An 11,910-nucleotide genomic window follows, 5' to 3' on the forward strand; every position below is an offset into this window, starting at 1 on the left:
CTCTCCCTTGTTTGTTTTATACAATAGATATTGTTTTATTGGATGACGGTTTTTGCTGGGTTCCCCTGGCAAAAGCCGTTGTGCCTGTTCTCGCTACTTCTTTGATGCCATAAGGTTTTAACAATTCAATCAGCGCTTCAATTTTATTTGATTCGCCAGTCACCTGGACGACCAAACTGTCTCTGCTGACATCGACAACAGAGGCGCGGAACGGTTCTATTATCCCGTTAATCTCCGTCCTTGTTGACGGCGCTGATACGACCTTGATTAAAGCCAGCTCGCGCTGTACGATAGATTGATTTGTAATATCAGTAACTTTTAATACATCAATCTGTTTGTTTAGCTGCTTTGTCAGCTGTTCAACGTCGTTTTCCCCTTCTACGTGGACAACGAATGTAATTCTTGAGACTCCGGCTGTTTCTGTGTGCCCGACTGTAATGCTTTCAATGTTATAGTGTCTTTTTGAGAAAAGGCCGGTAATTCGATTTAACACGCCGGAGCGGTTAACCACAGTCAGTGTAATAATTCTTTTCAAGGTTTCACCCCCACCATTTCATGCAGCCCTTTACCCGGCGCTATCATTGGAAATACTTTTTCGTCTCTTGCAACCCGGACATCAATGACGACCGGTTCATTCGAGGTTAAGGCCTCTTCCAGTTTTTCTTTCGCTTCCGCTTCAGATGTAATTCTGATTCCTTTGATTCCGTACGCCTCTGACAGCTTAACGAAGTCCGGCTGAGAAGAGAATTTAGACTCTGAATAACGTTCTTCATAGAAAATTTCCTGCCATTGTCTTACCATTCCGAGACACTCATTATTTAAAATGATGACTTTAACCGGAAGATGTAATTGGCGGATGACATCTAATTCTTGAAGGGTCATTTGGAATCCGCCGTCACCGAGCACCGCCACCACTGTGGCATCTTTGTCGGCAAGCTGTGCCCCGATCGCTGCCGGAAGGCCAAATCCCATTGTTCCCAAACCGCCGGATGTCACCCATCTGTCAGCCTTTTGCAAAGGATAGAATTGAGCTGACCACATTTGATGCTGGCCGACATCAGTGGCTACAATCGCTTCGCCTTTTGTAAATTGGTGAATGTACTCAATCAGCTTCTGCGGTTTAAAGCCCTCTTCCTCATTGTCTACGTACCATAGAGGATACTCTTCCTTCCAATCAGCCAGCTGCTTTTTCCATTCGTCTGAATTGCTCTGCTTGCCGTTTTGTTTCATCAGCTCGCTCAAGACAATTTTGCTGTCGCCGACCACCGGGATTTGCGTTTCAATATTTTTTCCGATTTCAGCCGGGTCAATATCGATATGGGCGACTTTCGCGTATTTTGCAAAGTGTTTCAGATTTCCGGTGACACGGTCGTCAAATCGAGCACCGATACTGATCAGCAGATCACAATGATAGAGAGCCATGTTGGCTGTATAAGTGCCGTGCATGCCTGCCATTCCTAAGAAAAGAGGATGATCGGCAGGGAATCCGCCAAGTCCCAGAAGTGTATGAGCAACCGGGATTTGCTGCTGTTCAGCATAATTTTTTAATTCTTCTGACGCTTTTCCGTGCAAAACGCCCGCGCCCGCTAAAATGACTGGCTTCTTCGCGCTGCTTACGGCTTCTACCAGCTTGCGGATCTGTAAATAGTTAGGCTCTTTCGTCGGCTGGTATCCCGGGAGGTCAAGTTCATGATCGTAACTGAATTCACCTTCAATTGAAGCGACATCTTTCGGTATGTCGATCAATACCGGTCCCGGTCTTCCCGTTGTTGCGATATGAAAAGCCTCTTTGATGATTCTCGGCAGATCTTCCGGCTCACGCACTTGGTAGCTATGTTTTGTGACCGGCATCGTAATTCCCAAAATATCAGCTTCTTGGAAAGCATCGCTTCCGATAACAGAAGTCGCGACCTGGCCGGTAAAGACCACCAAAGGCAAGGAATCAATCATAGCGTCCGCAAGCCCTGTAACTAAATTTGTCGCTCCCGGCCCTGAAGTCGCGATGACAACACCAGGTTTGCCTGATACTCTCGCATAGCCTTCTGCCGCATGAATGGCCCCCTGTTCGTGACGGGGAAGAATATGTACCATTCCCGAGTTATAAAGCTTGTCATAGATCGGAAGGACGGCTCCGCCCGGATACCCAAAAATCATTTCAACTTTTTCTTTCTTTAATGATTCAATCAGCATCAGTGCCCCGTTCATCGTCTGTGTACATTTGGCAGAGGCAGAATCCACCTGTACATTTGTCCCCATTTGATTTCCTCCTTTTAGTTGCGAATCCTCCATAGATCAACATCTATTGATATAGCTGATTATTCAAATAAAAAAGCCTTTCCGCCCACAATTGGTCACGCAATGCCTGCGTTAGCCAAAAGGGGCGAAAAGGCTTTTCTTTCCGCGGTACCACCCTTGTTTACGGCCGTAAAATAGCCGTCTCATGGATATTTCTATCCGTTTTGGTAACGAGTAAACACCAATGTTCACTCGGCCAAGTCCTACTCTCATTTCAGACCGGCACTCTGAGGCGAGTTCACTCTGTGAAGTTCCGCCGGTTCTCAGCAATTCCCGGCTCTCTGTGGAAAACTTTTTCAAAGCTACTTATCCTCATCTACGTTTTGATTATTCAGACTAATTGGATAACATGTTCTCAAAGGTTCAAAAAGTTAATGTGTATGGTTTGTTTTACAGCATCATATTAAGGTCTTTCAAAGTGTGAAACATGCATTTATCTTTTGTTTGAACTCATCTTACGCCGCTTTGAACGCAGTGTCAACAGCATTTTTAAAATTATTAGACAATTTAGATTAATCAATCTTATTTGTATACGCTTACATTATTGATGTATAAGGACCTATAAAAAGTAAAAGTTTTTATAATTTTTTTATTAATCTATTAACATTACCTCATCATTTTTCAAATTCCTATCAATATGTCACATTTTATAACGCAATATATAGCATTAGAAACTTTTCTGACAGATACAAGCAAAAAGATTTTCAAAAAGAAAAGCTCTTCGTCAGAAAATAGGCATAAACTGTTGTTATCTTGTATAGAAAAGGTAATTTTATGAATAAAGCGTATGCAGATATCCACGGATTGCCGGCCGGCTTCCCTTCTTTTCCAGGCGGATATCAGCAGGGATATCATCCTTGCGGTTCCCGTACAGTCCATACAGTGGTGGCCAGCTTCAATCTCAACTCCTTTATGGCTCAGAATGCTATGGACAGCATTTCGGAGCTATGGATTTTCGGCCCCACGGCGGGGACGGACACAGCTTCGCGGAGGGCATGGCGGGTTTAGGCAGGTTTTCGGTTAACAAACTTCGGGAGAACCACAGAAAACTTTTCTTATCGGACACATAAAAAACTGAAAACGCCAAATCGTCCTCAACAGTTTAGAATTTTTTACATATATTTCAACTGAAAAATAGATAATAAATGACCTCCTAGTAGAGATTCTGAACTCCCGACCGATGGGCTTAGAAGGCCGCTCTTTATATAGATGCCATATGTAAACCGATAGTTTTGTGAGTTTTCCTGTCATCATGCTTGGAAGTAAGATTGTATATATATAGATTTAATTTAACATGTAACAGTGTAATCCAATTTACTGCTTACCAAATGGAGTATTACGGAGGGATTTTGTTATGAATATTAAAATAGATGATGTAACCAGTTTTGAAGTGGCAGAATTAGTGAGAGAACATTTACATAGCATGTCGCTAATTTCTCCGCCGGAAAGTATACATGCATTAAATCTTGATGAATTGAAAAGGCCGGAGATGACCTTCTGGAGCGCATGGGAAGAAGATGAATTAATTGGGTGCGGGGCGCTTAAGGAACTTGATGGTCTGCATGGAGAAATAAAATCAATGCGAACATCTTCGTCACATTTAAGAAAGGGTGTTGCAAAACAACTTCTTCAGCACATCATTGAAGAGGCCAAGCAACGCGGCTATCGGCGGTTAAGTTTGGAAACGGGCTCAATGGTCTCTTTCGAACCGGCAAGAAGCCTTTATGCCAGTTTTGGGTTCCAGTATTGCGAGCCGTTTTCGGACTATACTGATGACCCCAATAGTGTCTTTATGACAAGGGAATTATGAGCTTGTTTTTAACTAAAAGGAACGTACTTTAATAGCTTAGACATAAAATTGTCGCAGGAAATCGTACAAAAAAGGAGAGATAAAGCAGGTAATCATTGCTTTATCTCTCCTTATCTTTTATCTATAACCGTATACGCGCCAGCGCTTTCGTATCTAGTTCACCAGACTATGATGAATCGGCCGCGCAAATGTGCTTTTCATGCCGTTCCAGTTCTCTTAAATACGGTGCAGAAGACCATACTAACCTTTTAATTGAATTAATAACGTTCTATAAAAATTCGGACAGTATGCTGTTATGTTTTTTATTTTGTTTATTTTAAAGAGTAACGGGAATTAAAGACGACATGAACGATAATATTTAAAATTTAAAGGAGGAGATCCATATGACTAAAAGTGTAGTAGGTATCTATGAAACGCCAAGAGAAACGGTTGCAGCCATTGAAGGATTAAAGACCAGAGGGTATGATTCTGACAATATTTCTGTCGTTACGAATCGTAAAGATACAGATTATTTAGAGTCTCAGACAGGGACACAAGTAAAGCAAGCAGCTGATACAAATGATAGCGACTCAGAATCATTTTTCGATAAACTAAAAGATTATTTCACTATGGACGACTCTGGAACAAATCAAAACAAATTATCCGATTTAGATATTGCAAATGAAGATGCAGAGCGGTATCAAGAAGAATTAAATGACGGGAAAATTTTATTAGCAGTTGATACAGATGCAGAGTTAGACAACTCAACTATTGATAATGGACATGTTCTTTCAGGCGGATTTTCAAATGCACGCACATCTGATGAGATGACAGATTATACGACTAAAGAAGAAAAAACAATGCCGATCAGAGAAGAAGAATTAAATGTAAATAAGGAAGATGTTCAAACTGGTGAAGTAGAAATAGGCAAAGACGTCAAAACAGAACAAAGGGATATGGATATACCTGTGAAGCATGATGAAATTTATGTAGAACGCCGTCCAGTGAATGATAATACTGGTGAAGCTTCTCCTGTAAATGACTCAGAAACAATCAGAGTCCCGATCGTTGAAGAACAAGTAGAAGTAACAAAAAAACCGGTTGTAACCGATGAAGTCGTTATCGGAAAACGAACTGTGGAAGAGAATGAGCATGTATCAGAAACAGTGAAGAAAGAAGAGCCTCGTCTCAATAAAGAAGGACATGTCCGGAATCTAGATGATGATGACGATGCTTTAAATCATAAATAACTCTGTATCAGCGTAAAAAGACTGATCTAAAAGATATTTTAGGTCAGTCTTTTTTTAGGATAAACATTCATATCTATACAAAAAACCTCAAACCCTTGTTTAACCAAGAAGTTTGAGGTTTTTCTTTCGGTACGTCCCAGGAGAGATTCGAACTCCCGACCGACGGCTTAGAAGGCCGTTGCTCTATCCTGCTGAGCTACTGGGACATGTTTTTGTTTTTTTTGCTTTAAGTATCAGCGACAAGATTTATTATATTAGGATTACAACAATAAGTCAACAGGTTTTTAGAATTTTTTTCATGAGGAAGAAATATTTCTCCCTCATGCTATGTTTCAAATGTAAAATGGCTTTGTAAGCCGGTGATTTCTTGCCCTGTTTGGTCGTAAAATGTTACTGTCGCTTCGTTTTCTGCTAGAGTCAGTATAGCATAGCTTTTTACGTTCCGCACCCGCGGCAGACGTATGCTGCCCGGGTTGATCATGAGTTTTCCGCGCAGCATTTCGCTTCCTGCGATATGTGAGTGTCCGAAGCAGATAATGTCTGCTCCCAGCTCCTCGGCACGATAGTAAACGGTTAAGAGAGACTGTTTAATGCCGTGCAGATGGCCGTGCACAACCAGAATGCGCTTTGACCCGGCTGACAGGATCAGCTCTTCCTCAAAATTACCGGTAAAGTCGCAATTGCCTTTCACAACGGAAAAAGGCCCTAATGCCGGATTCTCCGATTCAAGCTCAGAGTCGCCGCAATGAATCATGAGATCAACTTCTTTTTCATGGCGTTTTGCGATCATGTTAAGCTCTTCTTCCAGCCCGTGGCTGTCGCTGATGATCAGAACTTTCATTCTGCAAGCTCCCCCTTATCCCTCAAGCAGCTGTGACAACTTTTTCAGTGCGTTGGCTCTGTGGCTGATTTTATTTTTTTCATCGCTGGTCAGCTCTGCCATTGTTTTATCTTTATCCTTTACGATAAAGATCGGATCATAGCCAAAGCCGTTTTCGCCTTTCGGCTCCTCTGCAATGTAGCCCTCGACATGCCCTTCGACTGTTTTTGTCTCTTCACCCGGAATACTGACGGCAAGCGCGCAGCGGAATCGGGCCGTACGCTGTTCTTTTTCAATGCCTTTCAGTTCCTGAAGCACTTTATTGATATTGGCCGTGTCATCTTTTTGTTCGCCTGCATATCGGGCCGAATAAACGCCCGGGCTTCCGCCTAGATTGTCCACAGATAAACCCGAATCATCAGCAATGACCATTTTGTTCACTGCCTTGGCGACGGCTTCAGCTTTGAGAACCGCATTTTCTTCAAACGTGTGGCCGGTTTCTTCGATTTCTTCCAAAAATCCGATATCCGCTAACGATTTGACGTCGTACCCTTTTGGCGCAAGAATGTCTTTGAACTCTTTCACTTTTCCCGGATTGTGCGTTGCAATAATCGCTTCTTTCATGATGATCAAGCCTTTCTGTCTTTATTTCAGTTCTGGCAGGTAATCCCCCAGCACCGCTTTTTGCTTGTCAATCAGCTCTTGGATTCCTTTTTCTGCGAGGCTGAGAAGCCCGTCCAAATCCTCGCGTGAAAACGTCGCTTCCTCTCCGGTTCCCTGAAGCTCAACAAAGCGGCCGCTTCCCGTCATGATGACGTTCATATCTACTTCCGCGGCGGAATCCTCCGTATAATTTAAATCTAACAGAAGTCCCTGCTCCTTATCAATTCCGACAGAAATCGCTGCTAAAAAGTCAGTGACTGGAGTCTTTTTGAGCACACCTGATTTTACTAGTTTTCCGATTGCGATACCCATTGCAAGAAACGCGCCTGTAATGGAGGCTGTTCTTGTCCCGCCGTCCGCCTGAATGACATCACAGTCTATCCAGATCGTCCTTTCACCGAGCTTTTCCAAATCGACGACCGCACGCAGCGCACGTCCGATCAGACGCTGAATTTCCATCGTTCTTCCGGTAACTTTCCCTTTTGAAGATTCTCTGATCGTCCTTTGATTGGTTGCCCGCGGCAGCATGCTGTATTCCGCCGTAATCCACCCTTTGCCTTCTCCGCGCAAAAATGGCGGAACGCGGTCTTCCACAGATGCATTGCAGATCACTTTCGTGTTTCCCGCTGTAATTAAAACAGAACCTTCCGGATGGCTGATAAAATCCAGATCAAATGTGATCGGCCGCAGCTCATCGTGTTGTCTTCCGTCGTGTCTCATGTTTTACCTCCGATTGTATGTACATAAACCTTTTTTGTCCCGGAACTGAATAAAGAAAGAGGCAGCCGGAACGCTAACCTCTTTCTTACTAGTATATCAAAAATCCTAAATTAAAAACTACCCGTATTCACTTGCGACGGTCTTGATACCGGTTTTGAGAGCTTTTCACCTTTTTCATTGACCAGCTCCGCCTTACCATTCACTTTTACAGACACGCTCTTCACATCGGGTTGCTCCGTTAATGTCAACACGATGCTGTTTAAGACCTCTGATGAGATCATCTTTGTCTTTTCGTCGGCACTTCCGTAAATCGAGCTGTTAAAATCAAGCGTAACATGGCCCTCTTTGAGCTTTGGTTTGCTCACGAGCTTCACGTTTTCTTGGAAATCCGTTAAAAGGCCGCTTGCCTTGCTCGGGCCATCCGCCAGCTCATTGATTGCGGCTGTAATGTCATTTGTCTCTGAATTGTCGATTCGTTTTGTCACAGGCACATAGTACTCGCTGTCATCTGTTTCTGCTAAATAATAGACTGTCACCGGGTGTGTAGCCGTCATGTCATTGACCCCGGCTGTCTCGATATTAATGCCGTCTTTTCTGCTTAAATCGTCTGAAATCGGAGTGCCGCCCACAGGCATTTCTTTCAGCTCATGCCCGTTAATTCTCATCTTCACTTTATCTACTGAACTAAACTGAGTGAGCGTCCATGTCACCGATTGGACAATTTTTTGTTCATCTTCTTTTTTATAATTTTTAAATTCATTGGAGAAATCAGCTACCGCAGTGCCGTCTTTTTTGATATCAACATTTACCGTTGTATCAGCCGGCAGAACAGCTCTGAACCCATTCGGCAGCATTTCTGTCACAGGTCCGCCTTGAACGAGGTATTCAAGGGCCTGTTTAGCGGTTCCCTCACTTTTTGGAAGGGGCAGCGTCTGTGCTACGACATATCCATTTTTATCAATCAGATAAAGCTCCCTCATGACTGTGGATGATTCTTGATCCGCTTTAGAGGTATCGCTTTTTTTGCTGTCGGTTTTATTTAAATCCGCCCCTGCTTCATCCTTTACATATGAAACATCTTGCGGCGGATCAATTTCCTCGGCTGTTTTATCGGATTGAAACAAACCGCATCCAGATAAAAGCAAGGCAGAGGTGAGACATGTTGCGGCGATGACAGTAGATCCTTTTTTCAGCATACTTTTCCCTCCTAAGGCTGTTTGTACTACTATGTATACGAGCCCTTTCGGGAAATAGACCGTAATCTTTGAATTTATGGCATAAGAAATAAAAAGAAGCGGCAAAAACCCCGCAGCACTTATGCTGCGGGGTATACAAACTATCTATTTACCGGTTCTTGAAGAGAGATGCATTCTACATGACCCACTTCATGGCCGAACCAATCATCAGCAATTTTTGCAAAACGGCTGCGCTCTCCGGTTGTGAGGAATTGATGTTCCGCCGCAAACGGAGACTGATTTAATAAGCCTTTATACGAAAGGATCGTGCTCACTTCCCGTGCGGTTTCATCGCCGGAAGAAATGATTTTCACATGCTCTCCCATGTATCTCTGAATCGGATCTTTTAAAATTGGGTAATGAGTGCATCCTAAAATAAGCGTATCAATGGTTGTGTTTTTCAGCGGGTGCAGTGATGTCTCGACAATTTCATCAGCTGTTTTGTCAAGAAATTTCCCGCTTTCTACAAACGGCACGAGCAGCGGGCAGGCAAGATTTTCTACCTTTAGCTCTGTATTTAAAGCCACAAGCGCTTCTTCATAGGCGCCGCTTTTAATCGTATTCTCCGTGCCGATCACACCGATTGTTTGATTCTTCGTTACTTTGATCGCCGTTCTCGCTCCTGGCTGAATGACGCCGACAACAGGAATATCCACTTCACGTTTAATCGTGTCTAAAGCGATCGCTGTTGCGGTGTTGCAGGCAATTACAAGCATCTTAATATGATGGCTGTTTAATAAGTACTGCGTTAATTCCCGCGTATATTGTAATACTTCTTCTTCAGGACGCGGGCCGTACGGGCAGCGTTTCGTATCCCCTACGTATATGATATTTTCTTTTGGTAGCTGTCTTATGATTTCCTTAGCAACGGTTAACCCGCCAACCCCGGAATCAATGACTCCAATTGGTTGATCCAACAAAATCGCCTCATTTTCTTTTCATTTCTTGCTGCAGTTTCAACAATGATGTTTCGAAAACGACCACTTCGTCTTCTGAAAACGTCTCAAACATATCGCACAGGTATTCCTGTCTTTTTTTGATCACTTCTTGAATAATGCGTTCTCCTTCAGGCAGCAGGTGAATTCTGACGACGCGTCTGTCCGACGGGTCCTTTACCCGCTCGACAAGCGCATTTTTTTGCATACGGTCAATAAGGTCTGTTGTCGTGCTGCATGCCAGATACATTTTCCCCGACAGCTCTCCTATTGTCATGTCTCCAAGCTCATAAAGCCATTGCAGACCGACAAATTGAGGCGGTGTGATCGCATATTGATTAAGGATTTCTCTTCCTTTTTGTTTAATGATCGCGGCAATGTGGCGGAGTGACTTTTCAATGTCCGCAACATGCTCCAACTGTTTTGATGTCATATGTCCATCCCTCACTCAAGGATTTCTTGACGCAAATAAGCGTTCCGTGTCTATTTTCCTTCTTTTTTAAATAAAATGCAAGACTGATGAAGAAAAAGACGGGGTTTTCAGACAAATGACAAATAACCGGTTCCCTCTTGTAAAGAAGGAATACCGGCAAGAATTAGAGCTCTAGCTCACCCATTCTAAGAAGCTCAACAACGGCTTGCGAACGCCCTTTCACACCCAATTTCTGCATGGCATTTGAAATATGGTTACGAACGGTTTTCTCACTGATAAATAGCTCGCTTGCAATCTCCTTTGTTGTCTTATCTTGAACGAGCAATTCGAACACTTCTCTTTCTCTTTTTGTTAGCAGCGGCTTTGATTGAAATTCTTTCTCCTTCAAGTATTGTAACCCTCCTTGCTAAGGTGAGAGCGAATCTGAAACGAATGGGTTTTGATATAGTCAAGATATCTTATGTAAGGAGCGCGCGGGAGGTGACGTTTACACGAGAAATAGTTCATTGTTTATGCAAGGAGGTTTGCTTTTTCATCTTCTGTCCAGCTGACAGCCTTGCCGCTTTTCTTGGAAATCTGCACCATGACAACTGAACCCGTAAAGCAAGGCTCGCCTTCTTGATTTTCTCCGAGGTAATGCAAGGTAAGAGATGCATTGCCGACAGCGCTTGTTTTCACAAAAATACGCAGCGCCTCATAAGGCATAACCTGCCTCAAATAATCGCATTGCTGGCTGGCTACGACAGTCATTGTTTCTCGATTTTCATTCATCATGTGCAGCTTCTTGAAATAGGAAATCCTGGCTTCTTCAAAATAAATGAAAGGGGTTACATTATTCATATGGCCAAACATGTCTGTTTCTGAAAACCGAACTGATACTTCATCATAAAAGGAAAAGGACGCTCTCCATTGTTCAAACGGTCTATCTATATAAGCCGGCAGTTTCACTGCATTCATCTCCTTTTTATCAAAAATAAGCCTCTTCCATGCGGAAGAGGCTTATAATTCTTATACTCTGTCGCTTCCGAAGAAATTGCGGAATGCTTGTAAATTCGTATCTCTGTTTAAGGCTGCAATAGAAGTTGTCAGCGGGATGCCTTTCGGACAGGATTGAACACAGTTTTGTGAGTTCCCGCAGTCTGCAAGACCCCCGTCTTCCATGAGCGCTTCCAAACGGTCGGATTTATTCATCGCCCCTGTTGGATGAGCGTTAAAGAGGCGAACCTGAGACATAGGAGCCGGCCCCATGAAATCAGATTTGCTGTTTACATTCGGGCAAGCTTCAAGACAGACGCCGCATGTCATGCATTTAGATAATTCATATGCCCATTGGCGGCGTTTTTCCGGCATTCTCGGACCGGGTCCTAAATCGTATGTTCCGTCAATCGGAACCCACGCTTTTACTTTTTTCAATGAATCAAACATTCTGCTGCGGTCTACTTGCAAATCGCGCACAACCGGGAATGTTTTCATCGGCTTTAAGCGGATCGGCTGTTCAAGCTGGTCAACAAGCGCCGTACAGGACTGGCGCGGCTTTCCGTTAATGACCATTGAGCATGCGCCGCATACTTCCTCAAGACAGTTCATGTCCCATGTGACAGGAGTTGTTTTTTCCCCTTTCACGTTGACCGGATTTCTGCGGATTTCCATTAAAGCTGAAATCACATTCAGATTCGGACGATAACCGATTTCAAATTCTTCATCATAAGGCGTGCTGTCGGCTGTATCTTGACGGGTGATAATAAACCGTATTGTCTTTTTTTCACTCAT

The 11,910-nt window shown here is 43.4% G+C and carries 13 protein-coding genes, 1 tRNA gene and 1 other annotated feature; of the genes, 2 read left to right on the forward strand and 12 right to left on the reverse strand.

What is annotated here, in order from left to right:
* Positions 1-16: 16 nt before the first annotated feature.
* Complete coding sequence (gene ilvN, locus AXI57_RS12480) at positions 17-535, reverse strand: acetolactate synthase small subunit (protein ID WP_003325202.1); 519 nt, start codon at positions 533-535, stop codon at positions 17-19.
* Complete coding sequence (gene ilvB, locus AXI57_RS12485; RefSeq protein ID WP_003325201.1) at positions 532-2,256, reverse strand: acetolactate synthase large subunit; 1,725 nt, start codon at positions 2,254-2,256, stop codon at positions 532-534. Before ilvB ends, ilvN begins: the two co-directional genes overlap by 4 nt.
* A gap of 117 nt (positions 2,257-2,373) precedes the next feature.
* Positions 2,374-2,623 (reverse strand) — a binding site (T-box leader).
* A 1,026-nt stretch (positions 2,624-3,649) separates the two neighbouring features.
* On the opposite strand from ilvB, the gene AXI57_RS12495 reads away from it, so the two are divergent.
* Entirely contained in the window at positions 3,650-4,105 is a 456-nt protein-coding gene (locus AXI57_RS12495) for a GNAT family N-acetyltransferase (protein ID WP_061670268.1), read from the forward strand.
* A gap of 383 nt (positions 4,106-4,488) precedes the next feature.
* A complete protein-coding gene (locus tag AXI57_RS12500; protein WP_061670269.1) occupies positions 4,489-5,334 on the forward strand; it encodes a YsnF/AvaK domain-containing protein in 846 nt (281 codons plus the stop codon).
* Between the two features lie 132 nt (positions 5,335-5,466).
* On the opposite strand, the gene AXI57_RS12505 is transcribed toward AXI57_RS12500, so the two are convergent.
* From AXI57_RS12505 to sdhB, 10 genes are all read right to left on the reverse strand, one after another.
* Positions 5,467-5,540 (reverse strand) — tRNA-Arg (locus AXI57_RS12505).
* A gap of 119 nt (positions 5,541-5,659) precedes the next feature.
* Positions 5,660-6,175 carry a YfcE family phosphodiesterase gene (locus AXI57_RS12510; RefSeq protein ID WP_003325197.1) on the reverse strand — a complete coding sequence of 172 codons (516 nt, stop codon included), beginning with the start codon at positions 6,173-6,175 and terminating at the stop codon, positions 5,660-5,662.
* Between the two features lie 15 nt (positions 6,176-6,190).
* Positions 6,191-6,787 carry an XTP/dITP diphosphatase gene (locus AXI57_RS12515; RefSeq protein WP_117588361.1) on the reverse strand — a complete coding sequence of 199 codons (597 nt, stop codon included), beginning with the start codon at positions 6,785-6,787 and terminating at the stop codon, positions 6,191-6,193.
* Between the two features lie 12 nt (positions 6,788-6,799).
* Positions 6,800-7,537, reverse strand: a complete 738-nt coding sequence (gene rph / locus AXI57_RS12520; RefSeq protein ID WP_003325195.1) for a ribonuclease PH — start codon at positions 7,535-7,537, stop codon at positions 6,800-6,802.
* 110 nt (positions 7,538-7,647) lie between these two features.
* Complete coding sequence (locus tag AXI57_RS12525) at positions 7,648-8,733, reverse strand: GerMN domain-containing protein (protein ID WP_061670270.1); 1,086 nt, start codon at positions 8,731-8,733, stop codon at positions 7,648-7,650.
* A 140-nt stretch (positions 8,734-8,873) separates the two neighbouring features.
* A complete protein-coding gene (gene racE / locus AXI57_RS12530) occupies positions 8,874-9,692 on the reverse strand; it encodes a glutamate racemase (protein WP_141292176.1) in 819 nt (272 codons plus the stop codon).
* 7 nt (positions 9,693-9,699) lie between these two features.
* The gene (locus tag AXI57_RS12535; protein ID WP_003325192.1) at positions 9,700-10,140 is read right to left on the reverse strand and encodes a MarR family winged helix-turn-helix transcriptional regulator; all 441 of its coding nucleotides are present in this window, start codon (positions 10,138-10,140) and stop codon (positions 9,700-9,702) included.
* A gap of 163 nt (positions 10,141-10,303) precedes the next feature.
* Positions 10,304-10,528: a spore germination transcription factor GerE gene (gene gerE, locus AXI57_RS12540; RefSeq protein WP_003184172.1), complete on the reverse strand. Its 225-nt coding sequence runs from the start codon at positions 10,526-10,528 to the stop codon at positions 10,304-10,306.
* Positions 10,529-10,650: 122 nt separating this feature from the next.
* Positions 10,651-11,088 carry an acyl-CoA thioesterase gene (locus AXI57_RS12545; RefSeq protein ID WP_003325191.1) on the reverse strand — a complete coding sequence of 146 codons (438 nt, stop codon included), beginning with the start codon at positions 11,086-11,088 and terminating at the stop codon, positions 10,651-10,653.
* 60 nt (positions 11,089-11,148) lie between these two features.
* A complete protein-coding gene (gene sdhB, locus AXI57_RS12550; RefSeq protein ID WP_003325190.1) occupies positions 11,149-11,910 on the reverse strand; it encodes a succinate dehydrogenase iron-sulfur subunit in 762 nt (253 codons plus the stop codon).

This window comes from Bacillus atrophaeus (genome assembly GCF_001584335.1).
Classification (GTDB): Bacteria; Bacillota; Bacilli; order Bacillales; family Bacillaceae; genus Bacillus; species Bacillus atrophaeus.

Excerpts from the sequence above, each read along its gene's own strand:
- rph (WP_003325195.1), bottom strand. The coding sequence starts at position 7,537 with ATGAGACACGACGGAAGACAACACGATGAGCTGCGGCCGATCACATTT.
- AXI57_RS12535 (WP_003325192.1), bottom strand. The coding sequence starts at position 10,140 with ATGACATCAAAACAGTTGGAGCATGTTGCGGACATTGAAAAGTCACTC.
- AXI57_RS12510 (WP_003325197.1), bottom strand. The coding sequence starts at position 6,175 with ATGAAAGTTCTGATCATCAGCGACAGCCACGGGCTGGAAGAAGAGCTT.
- AXI57_RS12525 (WP_061670270.1), bottom strand. The coding sequence starts at position 8,733 with ATGCTGAAAAAAGGATCTACTGTCATCGCCGCAACATGTCTCACCTCT.
- AXI57_RS12495 (WP_061670268.1), top strand. The coding sequence starts at position 3,650 with ATGAATATTAAAATAGATGATGTAACCAGTTTTGAAGTGGCAGAATTA.
- sdhB (WP_003325190.1), bottom strand. The coding sequence starts at position 11,910 with ATGAGTGAAAAAAAGACAATACGGTTTATTATCACCCGTCAAGATACA.
- ilvB (WP_003325201.1), bottom strand. The coding sequence starts at position 2,256 with ATGGGGACAAATGTACAGGTGGATTCTGCCTCTGCCAAATGTACACAG.
- AXI57_RS12500 (WP_061670269.1), top strand. The coding sequence starts at position 4,489 with ATGACTAAAAGTGTAGTAGGTATCTATGAAACGCCAAGAGAAACGGTT.